The organism is Chromobacterium sp. LK11 (assembly GCF_001043705.1).
In the GTDB taxonomy this organism is placed as follows: domain Bacteria; phylum Pseudomonadota; class Gammaproteobacteria; order Burkholderiales; family Chromobacteriaceae; genus Chromobacterium; species Chromobacterium alkanivorans.
The window spans coordinates 38517-56463 of the sequence record NZ_LDUR01000003.1; the positions used below are offsets into that span (position 1 = coordinate 38517).

14 protein-coding genes are annotated in these 17947 nt (G+C 66.4%); 1 reads left to right on the top strand and 13 read right to left on the bottom strand.

Annotated features, from left to right (window positions below; genetic code table 11):
• Window positions 1-3: 3 nt before the first annotated feature.
• The 8 genes from VK98_RS01580 to VK98_RS01615 all read right to left on the bottom strand — a co-directional run bounded on the left by VK98_RS01580 (window position 4) and on the right by VK98_RS01615 (window position 12181).
• A complete protein-coding gene (locus VK98_RS01580) occupies window positions 4-1047 on the bottom strand; it encodes an FAD-binding oxidoreductase (protein ID WP_048412430.1) in 1044 nt (347 codons plus the stop codon).
• A complete protein-coding gene (locus VK98_RS01585; RefSeq protein WP_048412369.1) occupies window positions 1044-2354 on the bottom strand; it encodes a lysine N(6)-hydroxylase/L-ornithine N(5)-oxygenase family protein in 1311 nt (436 codons plus the stop codon). Before VK98_RS01585 ends, VK98_RS01580 begins: the two co-directional genes overlap by 4 nt.
• Window positions 2355-2950: 596 nt before the next feature.
• Window positions 2951-4297: an N-succinylarginine dihydrolase gene (gene astB, locus VK98_RS01590; RefSeq protein ID WP_197082927.1), complete on the bottom strand. Its 1347-nt coding sequence runs from the start codon at window positions 4295-4297 to the stop codon at window positions 2951-2953.
• The gene (gene astD, locus VK98_RS01595) at window positions 4294-5754 is read right to left on the bottom strand and encodes a succinylglutamate-semialdehyde dehydrogenase (RefSeq protein WP_048412371.1); all 1461 of its coding nucleotides are present in this window, start codon (window positions 5752-5754) and stop codon (window positions 4294-4296) included. Before astD ends, astB begins: the two co-directional genes overlap by 4 nt.
• Entirely contained in the window at window positions 5754-6788 is a 1035-nt protein-coding gene (astA, locus tag VK98_RS01600; RefSeq protein WP_048412372.1) for an arginine N-succinyltransferase, read from the bottom strand. Before astA ends, astD begins: the two co-directional genes overlap by 1 nt.
• On the bottom strand, window positions 6785-7816 hold the full coding sequence (gene aruF / locus VK98_RS01605) for an arginine/ornithine succinyltransferase subunit alpha (RefSeq protein ID WP_048412373.1): 1032 nt from the start codon (window positions 7814-7816) through the stop codon (window positions 6785-6787). Before aruF ends, astA begins: the two co-directional genes overlap by 4 nt.
• A 158-nt stretch (window positions 7817-7974) precedes the next feature.
• Window positions 7975-9189 carry an aspartate aminotransferase family protein gene (locus VK98_RS01610; RefSeq protein ID WP_048412374.1) on the bottom strand — a complete coding sequence of 405 codons (1215 nt, stop codon included), beginning with the start codon at window positions 9187-9189 and terminating at the stop codon, window positions 7975-7977.
• Window positions 9190-9559: 370 nt separating this feature from the next.
• Complete coding sequence (locus VK98_RS01615) at window positions 9560-12181, bottom strand: family 20 glycosylhydrolase (protein WP_048412375.1); 2622 nt, start codon at window positions 12179-12181, stop codon at window positions 9560-9562.
• 298 nt (window positions 12182-12479) lie between these two features.
• Between VK98_RS01615 and VK98_RS01620 the strand changes: the two genes are divergently transcribed.
• On the top strand, window positions 12480-13157 hold the full coding sequence (locus VK98_RS01620) for a DUF3313 domain-containing protein (protein ID WP_048412376.1): 678 nt from the start codon (window positions 12480-12482) through the stop codon (window positions 13155-13157).
• Between the two features lie 53 nt (window positions 13158-13210).
• Here the strand turns inward: VK98_RS01620 and VK98_RS01625 are convergent, their stop codons facing one another.
• The 5 genes from VK98_RS01625 to rbfA all read right to left on the bottom strand — a co-directional run bounded on the left by VK98_RS01625 (window position 13211) and on the right by rbfA (window position 17901).
• The gene (locus VK98_RS01625; RefSeq protein ID WP_156187730.1) at window positions 13211-13750 is read right to left on the bottom strand and encodes an STM3941 family protein; all 540 of its coding nucleotides are present in this window, start codon (window positions 13748-13750) and stop codon (window positions 13211-13213) included.
• An 85-nt stretch (window positions 13751-13835) separates the two neighbouring features.
• Window positions 13836-15980: a polyribonucleotide nucleotidyltransferase gene (pnp, locus tag VK98_RS01630; RefSeq protein ID WP_048412378.1), complete on the bottom strand. Its 2145-nt coding sequence runs from the start codon at window positions 15978-15980 to the stop codon at window positions 13836-13838.
• Window positions 15981-16172: 192 nt separating this feature from the next.
• Window positions 16173-16442, bottom strand: coding sequence for a 30S ribosomal protein S15 (gene rpsO, locus VK98_RS01635; RefSeq protein WP_019104449.1), 270 nt, complete (start codon window positions 16440-16442; stop codon window positions 16173-16175).
• A 119-nt stretch (window positions 16443-16561) separates the two neighbouring features.
• A complete protein-coding gene (truB, locus tag VK98_RS01640) occupies window positions 16562-17485 on the bottom strand; it encodes a tRNA pseudouridine(55) synthase TruB (RefSeq protein ID WP_048412379.1) in 924 nt (307 codons plus the stop codon).
• Window positions 17482-17901, bottom strand: coding sequence for a 30S ribosome-binding factor RbfA (gene rbfA / locus VK98_RS01645; protein ID WP_048412380.1), 420 nt, complete (start codon window positions 17899-17901; stop codon window positions 17482-17484). Before rbfA ends, truB begins: the two co-directional genes overlap by 4 nt.
• Window positions 17902-17947: the final 46 nt, after the last annotated feature.

Here is a 17947-nt window from a genome sequence, read left to right on the forward strand (position 1 = left end):
CGGCTATCCGTTGGTGAGTGTGGGGTTGAGCAGGGCGACGGCCTCCGCGGCGATGCCGGGCGCCAGCCGATAACCGGAGCCGTTGCCCGCTCCGACGAACAGAATGCGTTGATGGCGGCCGACATATTGCGCCAGCGGCTCGCGGCTTGGGCTGTAGGCGTCGCAGAACACCCGGCCCGAACCCAGCAGCGGCGCCAAGGCCGGCGCGACGCCCAGCAGCGCCTCGCGCGCCTCGGCGATCTCGCGGGCCTCCAGCCGGCCCGCTTCGGGCGCCGGGTCCCATTGCTGGCAGGTGTAGCTGAACAGCCAGTGCCCGCGATGCGGCAGCGGCGCCAGAAAGGCGTCCTCGACGGGGAAGAACAGCGCCCGCCCCTCCTCGGGCGGCCGCTGCAGATGCAGGGCCACCACTTTCTTGACGCGGATGCCGAGCGCGGCGGTCAGCTCGCGCCAGCAGCCCTCGTTGGCCCATGGGCCGGGGGCCAGCACCACGGCGTCGGCGGCCAGCGTCCGGCCGCTGGACAGGACGACGCGGACGCCGTCGGCGCCCTCGTCCAGCGCCTCCACCCCGACGCCCTCCAGCACTTCGGCGCGCTCGCGCAGACGCCGCGCCTGCCAGAGCGCCAGCGCCTGCACATCCGTCACATGGCAGGCCGGCAGCCGCCACAGCTCGCGGCCGGCCGGCAAGTCCGACGCAAGGCTCAGCCTCTCCTCCGCCGTCACAGGCAGCAGGCCGGCGCAGCGGGCGCGCACCGCCTCGGCGTCGGCCGCGTCGGCGGCGACGAAGAAGTCGAAGCCGTGCATCGGCAGCTGCGGATGGCCGGCGCTCAGGGTCTGGTAGTAATCGGCGCTGGCGGCGCTCAGGCGGCGCACGCGCTCGGAGCGGCCCACCGGGAAATGGACGCCGGCGGAATACATCGACGCCCCCGAGCCGATCAGGCCGCGGTCCACCAGGGTGAGCCGGGCACGCGGCTCGCGCTCCAGCAGGCGCGAGGCTATGGTGCAGCCGAGAATGCCGCCGCCGACGACGACGATATGCGGCGCCCTCATGCCCATTCCCTCTTGTTCTTGCGCTCGTCCGCGCGCGTCGCGGCCAGCGGCGCCCAGGACACGAAGGCGGCGTCCGCATTGCCGGCGCGCGGCGCGTCCAGCATGCGGTTGATGACGATCTGGCTGCGCCAGGCGGTCAGGCTGAGGTTGGGATCGGCCAGGCCGCGCTGCTGGCGGATGGCGTTCAGGATGAACAGGCTGCGGTTGCGCGGCAGCTTGCCCAGCGCCGCGTAATCGCGGTCGACGGCGATCTCCTCGCCCTCGCGCTCCAGCCTCTCCCGCAGCGGCTGCAGAAAGGGGGTGGGCGCCGGCTTGAAGCCGCTGGCCCAGATCACCACGTCCGCGTCCAGCGTTTCGGACTCATGGACGCCCAGGTGGCTGGCGGCGACGGACCAGTGTTCTCCGTGCTGGCTGATGGCGCGCACTTCGCGGAAGGGCAGCAGCCGGATGTCGATAGGCGCGCGCGCGATGAAGCGCAACGTATAAATCTGTTGGTAGATGCTGCGCAGCGTGCACTCGGAAATGCCGTCGCTGCTGAGCAGGTTGCGCTTGAGGAATTCGCGGCGGAAGGTCTCGTCCTGCTCGTAAAAATAATTGGAATGCGTCGGCGTATACAGATCGTTGGTGAAGGGGGAATCGTCGAGCGGAAAATAATTCTCCCGCCGCGACAGCCAGCTGAGCGCGGCCGGCGCCTGGTCGCCGCCGCGGCGCAGCAGCTCCAGCACCGCCTCGGCGCCGGACTGGCCGCCGCCGATCACCAGCACGCGCTTGCCGGCAGTGACGCCGGACTTGGCGGCGAAGTCGTTGACGTGGAAATGCGTGCTCTCGTTCAGACAGGAGCGCGCGAAGTCCGGCACCTCCGGCACGATGCCGACGCCGACGACCACGTTGTCGCCCTGCACCCGCCGCTTGCTGGTCTGCACCACGTAGGCGCCGTCGACGAAATCCACCTCCAGCACCCGCTCGCCGAAGCAGATGTTGTCGTTGCTCTCCGCCGCCCATTTCAGATAGTCGCGGAATTCCAGCCGCGACACCTGATCGAAACGCGCGTTGAGAAACTGCAGCAATCTGCCGTGCTGATGCAGATAGGACACAAAGGAGAAGCGGTTGGTCGGGTCCGCCAGCGTGACCAGGTCCTTGAACAGGGACACTTGCAGCCCGGCGCCGGGAATCATCATGCCGTCGTGCCAGGAGAAGGCCGGCTTCTGTTCGAAGAAAATGCTCTTGATGTCGTGCTGGCCGTGCAAGAGCGAAGCCACGCTCAGATTGGACGGCCCGCTGCCGATGCCGATGCAGTGATATTTCATGGTGTATTGGCACTTGAAGTGGATTCAAGACAAAAGGAGCCGCGATGAACTGCGCGTCGCAGCGGCGGAAAACCCAACCGGCACTCTCATTCGCAATCAACAACAACCACAAACCGCCAAAGCATCGCCGGAGACGCGCCGCGTCCGTTCCGGCGTCCAAACCCGCCGCCCGCCCGGTCAGTACTAAAGGCCAGGCCGCATCCCGTTGCAAAAGCGCAGCAGGCGCCTCGCCCTCTCCACCCCCGCCGAATCCAGACCGCCGCGCCGCCGCTGCCGGCCGCGCCGCAAACCCGTGTCCCCCATGGCCTGGAGGCCTAGATCGGCAAGCCGTACCGATCAATATATTCCAATGTCATTCAAGCTATCACATGACTTTTGTCATGTCAAACAACATTAAAAACCAAAAATAGATGACATTTTCCAAATAGATACCATCAATCAGTACAGTTTATGGGGAAAGGAAAGCTGTCATCATCCCGACGACAAGAGCGGCGCATCCGGACGGACGCCGTCGCTTCAAACGCAAAACAGGCCGGGAATCCCGGCCTGTTTCGCTAGCGCGCCCGACTCGAAATCAGGCGCGGGTTCCGCTTGCTTCAGCCCAGCTGGAACGGATACACCGAGCCCAGGCCCAGGATGCCGCTCAACTCGTCCAGCGCGGTGCGGCTCTCAATCAGCAACTGCGGATCGGCCAGGTCTTCGCTGCTCAGCCGGTCGCGGTAGTGGCGGTCCACCCAGCCGTTGAGCGTGGCGAACAGCGCGTCGCTCATCAGCACCTTGGGATTGACCGCGGCGATTTCCGCCGCCGACAGCGCCACGCGCAAGCGCAGGCAGGCGGGGCCGCCGCCGTTCTGCATGCTTTGCTTGAGGTCGAACACCTTGACCTCGGCGATAGGCCCGCCGCTGGCGACCAGCTTGCTCAGGTACGCCCAGACCCGCGGCTGATTGCGGCACTCTTCCGGCACCACGATGATCATCTTGCCGTCCGGCCTGGACAGCAGCTGGCTGTTGAACAGATAGCTCTTCACCGCCTCCTCTACGCTGACCTCGGCCGCCGGCACCTCCACCGACACAAAGTCGCCGCCGGCCGCGGCCAGCTTGGCGCTCAGTTCGGCCAGCACCTGCTGCTGATTGAGGAAAGACTTCTGGTGGTGGAACAGCACCTGGCGGTTGCCCACCGAAATCACGTCGTTGTGGAACACGCCGGCGTCTATGGTGTCCGGGTCCTGCTGCGCGTAGACCACGCGCTCCGCGCTCAGGCCGTGCAAGCGCGCCACCGCCTGGCAGGCTTCCAGGGTCTGGCGCGCCGGGAATTTGGCCGGCTTGGGATAGCGGGCGTCGAAAGCCGCCGCGCCGAACACGAAGAACTCCACGCCCGGGCCGTCGTACTCGGCGCAGAAACGGGTGTGGTTGGCCGCGCCCTCGTCGCCGAAGTGCATTTGCGCCGGCAAGGCCGGATGCACGGCGAAGCGGGACTCGTCGGCGAACATCGCCTGCAGCAGCCGGCGCGTGGTCGGATGCTCGATCGAGCGGTGGAATTTATTGTTCAGATTGGCCGGAGTGAAATGCACGCGGCCGTCGGCGGTGTCGCCGGACGGGCTGACGGTGGCGGCGTTGGCGGTCCACATGCAGGAGGCCGAGCAGGCCGCCGCCAGGATGGCCGGCGCTTCCTTCGCTGCGCGCGCCACCACCTCGGCGTCGCTGCCGCCAAAGCCCAGCAGCCGCAGGCTGGCCACGTCCGGACGCTCGTGCGGGGCCAGCACGCCCTGCTTGAAGCCCAGGTCGTGCAAGGCCTTCATCTTGGCCAGGCCCTGCTTGGCGGCCAGCTTGGGGTTGGACGCGGCGCTGACGTTGCTGGTGGACGCCACATTGCCGAAGGACAGGCCGCTGTAATTGTGGGTCGGACCCACCAGGCCGTCGAAATTCACTTCATAGGCGTTCACAGCGTGATCCCCGGCGAGAGTTGGGCCGGCACGGCCAGGCTGTCGCATTCCAGCGAGGCCACCGGATACGCGCAGTAGTCGGCGGCGTAATAGGCGCTGGCGCGATGGTTGCCGGAAGCGCCGATGCCGCCGAAAGGCGCGGCGCTGGAGGCGCCGGTCAAGGGCTTGTTCCAGTTGACCACGCCGGCGCGGCTTTCCAGCAGATAGCGCTCGTACAGCGCGCGCTCGTCGGACAGCACCCCGCCGGCCAGGCCGAAGCGGGTGTCGTTGGCGATGGCGATGGCCTGATCGAAATCGGCGTAGCGCACCACTTGCAGCAGCGGGCCGAAGTATTCCTCGTCCGGACGCGCGGCGGCGGTGGTGTCGATGATGCCCGGGCTCAGCAGCGCCGCGTCCGGCGTCAGCCGGCGCATTTCCAGCAGCGCCTTGCCGCCGGCGGCCAGCATCGCGGCCTGGGCCTGCAGCAGCGCCTCGGCGGCGGCGCTGGAGATCACCGCGCCCATGAAGGGCGCCGGCTCGGCGTCGTATTTGCCGACGCGCAGCTTGGCCGTCACCTCCACCAGCCGCGCCAGCAGCGCGTCGCCCCAGGCGCCTTGCGGCACCAGCAAGCGGCGCGCGCAGGTGCAGCGCTGGCCGGCGGAGACGAAGGCGGACTGGACGATGTGGTGGACGGCGGCGTCGATGTCCTGGACGCCTTCCACGATCAGCGGATTGTTGCCGCCCATTTCCAAGGCCAGGATCTTGTCCGGATGACCGGCGAAATTCTTGTGCAACAGCGCGCCGGTGGCGGAACTGCCGGTGAAGAACAGGCCGTCGATGCCGGCGTGGCCGGCCAGCGCCGCGCCGGTGTCGCGCGCGCCTTGCAGCAGCGCGATCACGCCGGCCGGCAGGCCGGCTTCGGCCCACAGCCGCACCGTTTCCTGCGCCGTCCACGGCGTCAGCTCGGACGGCTTGAAGATCACCGCGTTGCCGGCCAACAGCGCCGGCACGATGTGGCCGTTGGGCAGGTGGCCGGGGAAGTTGTAGGGGCCGAACACCGCCACCACGCCGTGCGGCTTGTGGCGCAGCACCGCCTGGGCGTCGCCCATGGCGGCGGCGCGTTCGCCGGTGCGCTCGTGGTAGGACTTCAGCGAGATGTCCACCTTGTTGACCATGGTGGTCACTTCGGTCTGCGCCTCCCACAGCGGCTTGCCGGTTTCCTGGGCGATGACGCGGGCCAGCGCGTCCTTGTTGGCGCTCAGGAGTTCGCCGAAGCGCTTGGCCACCGCCACGCGCGCGTCCAGCGGCGTGCGCGCCCAGTGCTTGAACGCGGCGCGGCCGGCGGCCACGGCGGCGTCCACCTGGGCGGCGTCGGCGGCGCGGCCCTGCCACAGCGGGCTATTGTCGGCCGGATTGGTTTTGCTCAGCGCCGCGCCGGCGCCCTCCAGCCACTGTCCGTTGATGAATAAGCTGCTCACTATGCATTCTCCTTGGGGTAGAGCGCGACGCAGCGCAGATGGCCGCCCTCTTCCACGTTCAGCGCCTGCGCCTGTTCCGGCGTCAGCAGGATTTCATGGGTGGGCGCCAGCGTCTCGGCCAGGATGACGCGGAAGCCGGCCAGCGAGTCGTTGGACACCAGATAGAAGTTCTTGTCGCCTTCCGGCAGCGGGTCCGCCAGCCGCGCCGCCACCGCCGCGCTTTCCTTCACCGCGCGGATTTCGCTGGTATAGGTCTGCACCGTCGGGCCGGCGTCGAAGATGTCGACATAGCCTTCGTAGCGGAAGCCCTCGGACTCAAGCATCGCCACCGCCGGGCGGGTGTTTTCGTGGGTCTGGCCGATCACCGCCTGCGCCTCCGGCGGCAGGAAGTCGATGTAGACCGGGTGCTTGGGCATCAGCTCGGCGACGAAGGCCTTCTGGCCGACGCCGGTCAGGTAGTCGGCGTGGGCGAAATCGATGGAGAAGAAATGACGACCCAGGCCTTCCCAGAACGGCGAGCGGCCGGCCTCGTCGGACACGCCGCGCATCTCGGCCACCACCAGCTTGCCGAACAGCTGCGGGAACTGGGCCAGGAACAGGAAGCGGCTCTTGGACAGCAGGCCGCCGTTGCGGTTGGCGCGGTAGTCCGGGTGCAGGAACAGCGTGCACAGCTCGGAATAGCCGGTGTGGTCGTTGGACAGGAACAGGGTGTCGTGGCGCGAGTAGACGCCCAACTCCTCGGAGGCGTGGACGATGGTGCCGACGCGGTAGTTGTACCACGGCTCCTTCAGGCCCACTGCGGCTTCCAGCGCGCAGATGCCGGCGATGGCGCCGGTGGCGCCGTCCTCCATCACGAAGACATAGCCTTGGTCGGCCTTGTCCAGTTCGCCGGCGAAGGACAGCACCGAGCGGGCGATGCGGCGCGACAGCCGCTCTTCGTTGACCGGCAGCGAGGTCAGGCCGACGCCGGCGCTGCGCGCCAGATTCATCAGGCCGTCCAGGTCCTTGTGGGCTACGGGGCGGATGAACATCATGCTGCGGACTCCTTCTGCTGCAGGCCGGCCACCTGGACCTGGCCGCCGCTGGCGAGGCCCAGCGCGCGGGCGGCGTCGGGATTGATGAAGGCGACGCCGTCCACCACCGCCACGCGGCACACCGCGGCGGAAAACTCGCTGGATTCAAGATTGCTCAACAACTGCGGCTGCGCCTGCTCCGGCAGGCTGGCCAGCACTTCCACCGGGTAGCAACGGCTGTTTTCCAGCGTTTTCAGGCGGTCCACCTCGGCGGTCAGCACCGCGCCGCCGTCGAAGATGTCGATGTAGTTGTCGGCTTCGAAACCCTCGTTGCACAGCAGCTGGCAGGAGCGTTCGAAGCTGGCGTGGATCTGGCCTATCGAGTGCTGCGCCTCGTCCGGCAGCAGCGGCACGTAGATCGGGTAGCTGGGCATCAGCTCGGCGATGAAGGTCTTGCTGTGGCTGACGAAGGCCTGCTCCACCTGCAGGAAATCCATATTGAAGAAGCGGCGGCCGATGGCGTTCCAGAACGGCGATTGGCCGGCGTCGTCGTGGATGCCCTGCATCTCCGCGATCACGCGGCGGCCGAAGCGCTCGCGCTTGCTGGCGATGAACAGCAGCCGGGCGCGCGACAGCAGCTCGGCGGCCAAGGGCTCCAGATGGCCGTCCACGTAGAAGCCGCACAACTGCACCATGCCGGTCAGGTCATGGCACATGTTCAGCACGTGCACGCGGTTGTTGACCTTCAGCGCGCGCGAGGCGTGGACGAAGATTTCGCTGCGGTAGCTGTAGAAGGGCTCGTCGAAGCCGGCGGAGGCGTTGATGGACGCGGTGCCCAGCACCTGGCCGTCTTCCTCCAGCACGAACATATAGTATTCGCAGCCGGAGTCGCCGATGGCTTCGTGCTCGAAGGCGGACACGGACTGCTGGATGCGCTCGAACAGCTTTTCCCGGTTGTTGGGCAAGCTGGTGACGCCGATGCCGCTGGCCACCGCCATGCGTTCGATGGCGGGCAGATCGGAGGTGCGGACGGGACGCACGGTAAGCATGGGACATCTCCCCTATCGCTGAAATCCGGCCGTGCCGCGGCGAGACCGCGGCGCAGCATCGCCCGCGCGCCTGCCGAGGACAGGAACGTGGGCGGATAACGGTATTGTGTCTGGAGCAAGGGCGGCCGGCGGCCGCCCGGAATCGGTGCCGCGGGCGCTTATTGACCGGCGACCAGTTCGGCGACGGCCGCGTCGAAACGCGCCAGGCCTTCGTCGATGTCCTTATCCTCGATCACCAGCGACGGCGCCAGGCGCACCACGCTCAGGCCGGCCACCAGCAACATCAGGCCCTGCTTTTCAGCGGCCTTCAGAAACTCCTTGGCGCGGCCGGCGTAAGCGTCGGTCAGCACGCAACCCAGCAGCAGGCCCATGCCGCGCACGGTCTTGAACACCTGGTATTTGGCGTTGATCGCGTTCAGGCCGTCGACGAAGCGCTGGTGCTTGGCGCGCACGCCGTCCAGCACCGCCGGCTCCTTGACCAGCTCCAGCACCTTGTGCGCCACCGCGCAGGCCAGCGGATTGCCGCCGTAGGTGGAGCCGTGGGTGCCGATGCCGAAGCTCTTGGCCACTTTCTCGGTGGTCAGCATCGCGCCGATCGGGAAGCCGCCGCCTATGCCCTTGGCGGAGCTGAGGATGTCCGGGGTCACGCCGTATTCCTGGTAGGCGAACAGCGAGCCGGTGCGGCCTACGCCGCTCTGCACTTCGTCGAACACCAACAGCGCGTTGTGCTGGTCGCACAATTCGCGCGCGGCTTGCAGGAAGGCCTGGTCGGCCGGCATCACGCCGCCCTCGCCCTGGATGGGTTCGATCACCACCGCACAGGTCCGGTCGGAGATGGCCGCCCTCAGCGACTCGATGTCGTTGTATTCGAAGTGGGCGATGCCGCCCGGCACCGGGCCGAAGCCTTCGGTGTACTTGGGCTGGCCGCCTACGCTGACGGTGAACAGGGTGCGGCCGTGGAAGGAATTCTTGCAGGCCAGGATCTGGTTCTTTTCCGGGCCGAAGTGGTCGGAACCGTATTTGCGCGCCAGCTTGAAGGCGGCTTCATTGGCTTCCGCGCCGGAGTTGCAGAAGAACACGCGCTCGGCGAAGGTGGTCTCGGTCAGCAGCTTGCCCAACTTCAAGGCCGGCTCGTTGGTGAACACATTGGACACGTGCCACAGCTTGGAAGCTTGCTCGGTCAAGGCCGCCACCAGCTGCGGGTGGCAGTGGCCCAGCGAGTTGACGGCGATGCCGCCGGCGAAATCGATGAATTCGCGGCCGCTCTGGTCCCAGACGCGGGAACCCAGGCCCTTGACCGGAATGAAGCCGGCCGGGCCGTAATTGGGGACCATGACCTGGTCGAAATCGGCGCGCGTGACAGTATTGCTCATCTTGATGGTTCCCTTCCTGCTCTATCGTTTGTTTCTTATCCGTCTGATGAAATCCAGGCCAGTCGTGGTGCCGGCTTTATCGACGATTTCATGAAGTTTCAATGATTCTAAGGTAAGCCCGTCGCAAACCCATATCCGGTTTGCGACACCGCCGTATACATTCCTTGATACAGCGCAATAAATTTTGTCCGACAACATCCATTACAGTGGAAAACTGTTGCCAATCCGGCTGCAAGCGCCGCCCGCAGGCGTGCTGCGGGAGCATCAAGATAGATCAACTCTATTGTCTTATCAACGCCGGAAAACCGCTCATCCATGAAAAACGCCCGGGCCGGCGGCCCGAGCGTCCCAGTCTTGCCCGCATCGGCGCTCAGTCGCCGCTGCGCGCCTCCTGCCGGCTAAAGCGCGCGCCGTTGCCACTGACGCCGCGCCAATACGGCGCTTCCGCGCCCTGGCCCGGCCGGTAGCGCGTCCAGCTGCGCCCGTCCGGCGAGGACTGCAGCGCCTGGCCGGGAAACTCCGTCAGCACGCCGGCCGTCCCGCTGGCCACGCCCGGCGGCGCGATGCGCAGGCCGACGCCGGCGCGCTCCAGCTTGGCCGTCTCGCGCCAGCCCAGCACCGCGGCGAACTGCTGCCAGTCCTGGTTCAGCGCCGCGCGGTCCACCAGTTGGCTGACGCCCAATTGGTAACGCTCGCCCTGACGGTAAGGCCGTTCCCAGCCAGCGCGGTGCCAGGCGCGCTCGGCCAGCGCCAGCAAGCGCGGATAGGCCATGTACTCGAACTGGGCGTCGCTGCGCATCACCTCGCTCCAGGCCTGGCCCTGGATGCCGGCGAAGCGCGCCGGCGCGGACTCGCTGGGCACTTCGAAGGCCTTGCCCTGACGGTCCGGCATCACTTCGGCGTTCTGCGGCAGATTATCCGGCGCGAAGCTGAACACCTTGTAGCTGTCGGTGGCGCGCGAGGCCCAGTAATAGCCGCGCTCCTTGGGGTTAAGCTCGTAGGGGAAGTCGAAGTACAGATAGTCCGGCATCGCCAGCACCGTCTGGAAGCCCTTGTTGGCGAACTCGTGCGCCTCCTTGGCCGCGCCCCAGAACAAGGTGTCCCACTCGGTGACCATCACCTTGGCGGTGGCGAAGTCCTTGGGCGATTTGGCGCCCTTCAAGCCGTCCTGCCAGGCGCCCATGGCGGCGATGCCGTGGCGCGCGACGATGCGGCTGACGTCCTCGGCGAACTGCAGGGGCAGATCGGCGACGGTTTTCCCCGGCCGCTGCGCCAGCAGCGCGCGGCAGGCCGGCGAGCGCGCCCAGGGCTTGTCCTGCTCCGCCAGCTTGATCTTGCCTTTGCCGGGGTCCGTGCCGGACAGGTCCTGGAAGCCGCCGCCCAGCAGAATGTTCTTGGCCTCGTCGCCGCCGAAGTGCCAAGTGGCGAGCGGCGCGCCGGCCTCGCGGTGCATGGCGGCCACTTCCGACACCACCTTGTCGACAAAGCGCGGCACGCCGGGCACGCAGGGATTGACATAGGTGTGGCGGTCGTAGAATTGCACCGACAGGGTGTTGGAGCGGTCTTGCGGATCGATCAGCCGGTAGGCCGACGCCGCCTCCGGCTGTTCCAACTGGCTGAGGTGACGGTAGCGCCGCTCCATCGCCATCACCGCCGCGCGCGCGTGCGCCGGCATGTCGATTTCCGGGATCACCTCGATGAAGCGCGCCTTGGCGTAACGCAGCAGTTCCACATACTGCTCGCGGCTCAAATAGCCGCCGCCGGAACGGTTGTCCGGACCCGAGCCCAGTTGCGGCAGCAGGCAGCGGTCCTCGTTCAGATCGTGACAGCGACGCGCGCCGACCTCGGTCAGCTCCGGCAGGCCGTTGATCTGCAAGCGCCAGCCCTCGTCGTCGGACAGGTGCAGATGCAGCTTGTTGAGCTTATAGGCGGCCATCTGCTCGATCAGGCGCTTGAGCGTGGCCGGCTGGCGGAAATTGCGCGCCACGTCCACCATGAAGCCGCGGTGGCCGTAGCGCGGCGCGTCTTCCACCGTCAGCGCCGGAATCTCGCCGCCGCCCTGCGGAATCAGGCCCAGCAAGGTCTGCGCGCCGTAGAACAGGCCGGCGGCGTCATGCGCGTCTATGCGCGCGCCGCCGCGCCCCACCCGCAGGCGGTAGCCGCCGGCGACGGCGATGTCGGCCGGCAAGCCCTTGACCACGGCGCCGCTGACCGGCAGGCCCTGCCCGGCCAGCCCCAGTTGGCGGCTGCGTTGCGCCAGCGCCGCGCGCGCGTCCGCGGACAAGGCCGGCAGCCGCCAGCTCAGACCGCCCGCCGCCGCCTTGCCGCCGTCGCGCTTGACGCGCAGCGCGGCGGGAATCACCCGCGCGGCCACGTCGGCGGCGGCCAGCTGCGGGCCGCGGCGCGCGAATTCGCGGTAGCGCTCGCCAGCGTCCATCAAGGGCCTCGCCTCGCCCGCCGGCGACTTCCATTCCTCGCCCGGCAGCGGCAGCAAATAGCTGGCGTCGTCGTCGTCATTGCGCGCCAGCACCGCCGGCGGCTGGCCGTCGGCCACCAGATAGGGCCGCGGCAGCACGTCGCTGTTGTGCAACATCCAGTACTCGGCCACCAACGGCAGCTCCAGCTTGGCGCCGGCGGCGATGCCGGCGAAGCCGGGCTTGGGCGTCAGCCGGTACAGGTCGCCGGTCAGACGGCTCAGTTCGAAGTCCGGGCTGTCCAGCTTCAGCAGCCGGCGTATGCTGTGCAGGTAGAGGCTCCAATCCTTGGCCGGCACCGCGGCCGAGCCGTGGTTTTGCAGGATCAGCCGCCCTTTCAGACAGCTGCCCCAGTCCGCGCCCAGCTCCACGCAGGGCGCGCCGGCGGCCGCCCCCTTATTGCTGTCCACCGCCATGTTCAGCGACAAATCCCGCGCCAGCGCCGCGACATCCGGCTGCGCCCAAGCCAGCGCGCTGGCCGACAACAGGCCCGCCGCCAATAGTTGTTTCGTCCTCATGCTCACCTCTGCGATTTGCGTGGCGCGCCGCGCGGCGGAACTCCCCCGCCGCGCCTCCCGTACGTCATCCGCATGCCACCGTGGGCACAGGCTAACTGGTATTAATGTGGTATTCAATGCTCAAGATCAAAATCGCGCTCTCCCGCCGCGGACGGCTAACATGAGATGGCCGGAATGCAAAGATCTATGAAGCCCGGGAACGCCCGCGCCATGCCGCCGGTCTAGCCGCGGTTGCCGCAAAATCCGTCATCGCCGGCGGGCCGCGCGCCGCCGTTCAACCCTCATTAGGAGCGCATCGATGCGCAAGACTCTCGCCCTCGGCCTGCTGTTGCTGGCCACCCTGCCCGCGCAGGCCCAGGACGCCTCGGCCCCGCAAACCGTGTTCAGCCTGCCGCTGACGGCGTTCAAGGCCGCGGACCGCGACGCCTCGCAAAAGCTGTACCGGGCGCCGGACGCGCAGCTGAGCGCTTACAAATCCATCGTGATAGAGCCGCTGTACTTCATGCGCCACCAGCCGGACGGCGACTGGCAGCTACTACAAAGCGGCGAGGAGAACCGGATCGCCGCCTATTTCCAGCAACGGATGACCGAGGAATTGCACAAGGTCGGCATCCCGGTCAGCCGCGAAGCGCTGCCGGACAGCGCCCGCCTGCGCGTGGCCGTCACCGGCATGGCCCAGGAGCGGCCGGGCGTGGAAGCGCTGGACATTCTGCCGATCAAGGCGGTGTTCAATCTGGGCCGGCTGGCCGCCGGCAAGGAGCCTTATCTGACCAAGGTGGCCAGCATGGGACAATTGGAAGACGCCAATAACGGCAAACTGCTGGCCGGCAGCGTCAATCTGCGCAAGGGCGACAAGAGCCGCCAGCGCGGCGAGCCGGTCAAGCTGGAGGCCCTGCAAGGCCTGATCGACAATTGGTGCCGCGACAGCGCCAGGCTGCTGGCGCGCGGGATGGCGGTCAAGCCGGCCCAACCCTGAGAAGCAAGCAAGAAAAACGCCGAGGGCAAAGCGCTCGGCGTGAATATCGACGGCTACAGCCAACCGGCGGGCGCCGAGCCGTAGCGTCCATGGTAGCGCTCCACCAGCGCCAGCACTTCGTCTAAGCTCGCTTGCAAGGCGCTTGAGGAAATGGCGATCGGGCTGCCGTAACACATGAAGTTGAAGCGGCTGAACAGCCGCGCCACCGGCCCCAGCTTGCTCAGATACGTCTCCGGCGTCCTCACCTTGACGATCAAAAATTTCTGGCCGCGCACCGCCGAGACCTCCCAGCCGACGATGTCCGCCCAGGGAATCAGCCCGACGGCGATCTGGCTGGAGTGATCCCACAGCCCCAGCGCGTTGAAAACCAGCGCCGGCGGGTTCTGCAGCCATTGGCGCAAGCCCAGCAGGCAGCAGCCGCCGAAGAAGAGCATCGCCGCGCCCCCGGCGCCGTAGCGCTGGATCAGGCTGACGCCGGTATCGGGCCCGGTCCACACGAAATAGCCGATGGCGACAAAAGCCAGGCCGCTTCCGACCAGCAGCAGCGCCTTGCCGCCGCTGAACTCGATACGAATCTCATCCATCGCGCTCATCTCGCAGTCGTAAAAAACCCCCTGCCAAGGCAGGGGGTGGGGCTAGCCGGCGGCCGCTCCCGAAAGAAGCGGCGCTCAGGCTGGCTTACTGGGTTTTCAGGCCGAAGGAGTCGGCAGTCGCCTGCGCGGTCTTGGCTTCTTCTTCCAGCAGGGCCTTGATGGACAGGCGGATGCGGCCGCGGTCGTCCATTTCGATGGCCTTGACCTTCACTACCTGGCCTTCTTTCAGATAGTCGGCCACGTTCTTGATGCGCTCGTTGGCGATCTGGGAAATGTGGACCAGACCATCCTTGCCCGGCAGGATGGACACGATGGCGCCGACGTTGTTGTCGAGGATCTTGACCACGGTGCCTTCGTACACCTTGCCCACTTCCACTTCAACGGTGATCTCTTCGATGCGCTTCTTGGCGGCTTCCGCGCCTTCGTTGCTGACCGAAGCGATGGTGATGGTGCCGTCTTCTTCGATGTTGATCTCGCAGCCGGTGTCCTTGGTGATGGCGCGGATGGTTTCGCCGCCCTTGCCGATCACTTCGCGGATCTTGTCCGGGTTGATCTTCATCACGTACAGACGCGGAGCGTGGGCGGACAGCTCTTGCGGGCCGTCCACGGCTTCCTTCATCAGACCCAGGATGTGCATGCGGCCTTCTTTGGCCTGATCCAGCGCCACCTGCATGATGTCCTTGGTGATGCCCTGGATCTTGATGTCCATCTGCAACGCGGTCACGCCTGCGGCGGTGCCGGCCACTTTGAAGTCCATGTCGCCCAGGTGATCTTCATCGCCCAGGATGTCGGTCAGCACCGCGAAGCGGTTGCCTTCCAGGATCAGGCCCATGGCGATGCCGGCCACGTGCGCCTTCAGCGGCACGCCGGCGGACAGCAGCGACAGGCAGCCGCCGCAGACCGAAGCCATCGACGAGGAGCCGTTGGATTCGGTGATTTCCGACACCACGCGCATCGAGTAGCCGAATTCGGATTCCGGCGGCAGCACGGCGACCAGCGCGCGCTTGGCCAGGCGGCCGTGGCCGATTTCGCGGCGCTTCGGCGGGCCCATGCGGCCGGCTTCGCCGGTGGAGTACGGCGGGAAGTTGTAATGCAGCATGAAGCGCTCGGTGTACTCGCCGGCCAGCGCGTCGATGATCTGCTCGTCCTGCTTGGTGCCCAGCGTGGTCACCACCATGGCTTGGGTTTCGCCGCGGGTGAACAGCGCGGAACCGTGGGTGCGCGGCAGCACGTTGTTGCGGATGCTGATCGGGCGCACGGTGCGGGTGTCGCGGCCGTCGATGCGCGCTTCGCCGGCCAGGATCTGACCGCGAACGATTTCGGCTTCCAGGCCCTTGAAGATGCCCTTGATCTCATTGGCCTTCAGGGTGTCGGTGTTTTCGTCGATCAAGCCGGACTTGACCGCGTCCCAGGCTTCGTTGATCGCCACGGTGCGGGCCTGCTTCTGACGCAGGCGGAAGGCGTTGGCCAGTTGCTCGCCGGCGATGGCGCGCACTTGGGCGATCAGCTCTTCATTGGCTACCGGAGCGGCCCAGTCGAACATCACCGGGTTCACTTCGTCGGCCAGTTCGTTGATGGCCTTGATCGCGGCTTGCAGCTGTTCGTGGCCAAACACCACGGCGCCCAGCATCACGGCTTCCGGCAGTTCCTTGGCTTCGGACTCCACCATCAGCACCGCGCGCTCGGTACCGGCAACCACCAGATCCAATTCGGAGGTGGCCAGCTCGGTGCGAGTCGGGTTCAGGATGTATTCGCCATTGGCGTAGCCCACGCGCGCGGCGCCGATCGGGCCGGCGAAAGGCAGACCGGAAATGGCCAGAGCTGCGGAAGCGCCGATCATCGCCGGGATGTCGGAATCCACTTCCGGGTTCAGCGACATCACGGTGGCGACGATTTGCACGTCGTGGAAGAAGCCTTCCGGGAACAGCGGGCGGATCGGACGGTCGATCAGGCGGCTGGTCAGCACTTCCTTCTCGGACTGCTTGCCTTCGCGCTTGAAGAAGCCGCCCGGGATCTTGCCGGCGGCGTAGGTGCGCTCCAGATAGTCCACGGTCAGCGGGAAGAAGTCCTGACCCGCTTTAACGTTCTTGCCGCCCACCACGGAGACCAGCACGACGGTGTCTTCAACGGTGACGATGACGGAGCCGGACGCCTGACGCGCGACTTCGCCGGTTTCCAGGGTGACGGTGTGACGGCCGTACTGGAAAGATTTGGTGATTTTATTGAACACAGGGTTTCCCTAATCTTTTGTGTGTGACGAATAATCGCAAGCCGAAAAAACAACGGGAACCCCTAAAAATTCCGACCAACAGCGCCGATCCGAATTTTTAGAGGCTCCCCCCGTTGTTACAGCAATAATGCTCGCGATCTTGATGCGGCATGAAAAAGTCGCAGCACGCTGCGACTTTTCCAAAACCCAACCTTACTTGCGCAGGCCCAGGCGAGCGATCAATGCGCGATAGCTATCGGCATCGGTGCGCTTCAGGTAATCCAGCAGACGGCGACGACGGCTTACCAGCTTCAACAGGCCACGACGGCTGTGGTGGTCCTTGGTGTTGGCTTTGAAGTGCGGGGTCAGGTCGTTGATGCGAGCGGTCAACAGAGCCACTTGCACTTCGGACGAACCGGTGTCGCCTTCGCTGCGCTGGAAGTCTTTAACGATGTCTGCTTTTTGAGCGGCGGTCATTGCCATTTGGGGTAACTCCAAATTATCAGTAGGGGTTTTTCAACCCGACAAGTGCAGCGAGCAGCCAAGGCCTAAACCCCGGCAACCCATCAACACTCCGGTTGCGGCCTAATGGCCGCCGGCGTTCAAAGCGTCGCCGCCTTGCTCGCCAGGAGCCGGATCGGATGCAGGCGACCATCGTCGCGCGCCTCGCCCAGCCCCAGGAATTCCCGGCTTCCCTCGCGGTAAATCCGGAAACGCTGCATTTTCGCACATTTTTCGGCAAAACGCACGGGCTGTCCGTGCATGAATTTACCGGCCTCGTCGGCCGCCAGTTCCGCCTCGGGCAGATGGCGCACCAGGATGTCGGCCGGCAGCAACAGCGCCTCGCGCTGCGGCATTTCCAGCGCCTCGATGTCGGCCAACTGCAAGGCCTCGTCCAGCGTGAAGCCGCCGGTGGCGGTGCGGCGCAGGCCGGTCAGGTGAGCGCCGCAGCCCAGGGCTTCGCCGATGTCGCAGGCCAGGGTGCGGATATAGGTGCCCTTGCTGCACAACACCTCGATCACCGCGCTGTCGCCGTCCAGGCTGATCAGCTCCAGCTTGCGGATATGCACCCGCCGCGCCTCGCGCTCGATCTCGATGCCGGCGCGCGCGTACTCGTACAAGGGCTTGCCCTGGTGCTTGAGCGCCGAATACATAGGCGGCACCTGGGAGATTTCGCCGCGGAAGGCCGCCATCGCCGCCAGCAGGCCGTCGCGGTCGAAAGCGACCGGGCGCTCGGACACCACCTCGCCTTCCACGTCGCCGGTGGTGGTGACCACGCCGAACTTCACCGTGGCGCGGTAGCCCTTGTCCGCGTCCAGCAGATAGGAGGAGAACTTGGTGGCCTCGCCCAGGCACACCGGCAACAGTCCGGTGGCCAGCGGGTCCAGCACGCCGGTGTGGCCGGCCTTGGCGGCGTTCAGCAGCCAGCGCGCCTTTTGCAGCGCGCCGTTGCTGGAAATGTCGTAAGGCTTGTCGATCAGCAGCACGCCGTCTATCGGGCGGCGATTGCTGCGCGGCTTGCTCATTCCTTGCCCTCGGCGCCGTCCTCGCCGGATGCGGCTTCCTGGCCGCCGAACTTCTCGGCGTCCTCGCGCGCCACCTGATTGATCAGGCTGGTCATGTGCATGCCGCGCTCCACCGACTCGTCGTAGACGAAGTGCAGCTGCGGCGTGGTGAAGATCTTGATGCTGCGGCCCAGCTCGGAGCGCAGATAGCCGGCCGAGCTTTCCAGCGCCTCTTGCGTCGCTTCGCGCGTCTTCTCGTCCATCACGGTGTAGAACACCTTGGCGTGCGAATAGTCGCGGGTCACTTGCACCAGGGTGATGGTGATCCAGCCGGCGCGCGGATCTTTCAGGCCCTTGCGGGTCAGTTCCGCCAGTTCGCGCTGAATCTGCTCGGCGATGCGGTCGGAACGGGAGAAACCTTTTTTGGCTTTTGCCATATTGCTTCCAATCAACTTTGCGCGGCGTCGCCGCCGCTCAAGACCA

What these genes read in the sequence shown, in the direction of transcription:
- VK98_RS01580 (WP_048412430.1), bottom strand. Translation starts at nt 1,047, where the DNA reads ATGAGGGCGCCGCATATCGTCGTCGTCGGCGGCGGCATTCTCGGCTGC.
- VK98_RS01585 (WP_048412369.1), bottom strand. Translation starts at nt 2,354, where the DNA reads ATGAAATATCACTGCATCGGCATCGGCAGCGGGCCGTCCAATCTGAGC.
- astA (WP_048412372.1), bottom strand. Translation starts at nt 6,788, where the DNA reads ATGATGTTCATCCGCCCCGTAGCCCACAAGGACCTGGACGGCCTGATG.
- aruF (WP_048412373.1), bottom strand. Translation starts at nt 7,816, where the DNA reads ATGCTTACCGTGCGTCCCGTCCGCACCTCCGATCTGCCCGCCATCGAA.
- VK98_RS01610 (WP_048412374.1), bottom strand. Translation starts at nt 9,189, where the DNA reads ATGAGCAATACTGTCACGCGCGCCGATTTCGACCAGGTCATGGTCCCC.
- VK98_RS01615 (WP_048412375.1), bottom strand. Translation starts at nt 12,181, where the DNA reads ATGAGGACGAAACAACTATTGGCGGCGGGCCTGTTGTCGGCCAGCGCG.
- VK98_RS01620 (WP_048412376.1), top strand. Translation starts at nt 12,480, where the DNA reads ATGCGCAAGACTCTCGCCCTCGGCCTGCTGTTGCTGGCCACCCTGCCC.
- VK98_RS01625 (WP_156187730.1), bottom strand. Translation starts at nt 13,750, where the DNA reads ATGAGCGCGATGGATGAGATTCGTATCGAGTTCAGCGGCGGCAAGGCG.
- rpsO (WP_019104449.1), bottom strand. Translation starts at nt 16,442, where the DNA reads ATGGCAATGACCGCCGCTCAAAAAGCAGACATCGTTAAAGACTTCCAG.
- truB (WP_048412379.1), bottom strand. Translation starts at nt 17,485, where the DNA reads ATGAGCAAGCCGCGCAGCAATCGCCGCCCGATAGACGGCGTGCTGCTG.
- rbfA (WP_048412380.1), bottom strand. Translation starts at nt 17,901, where the DNA reads ATGGCAAAAGCCAAAAAAGGTTTCTCCCGTTCCGACCGCATCGCCGAG.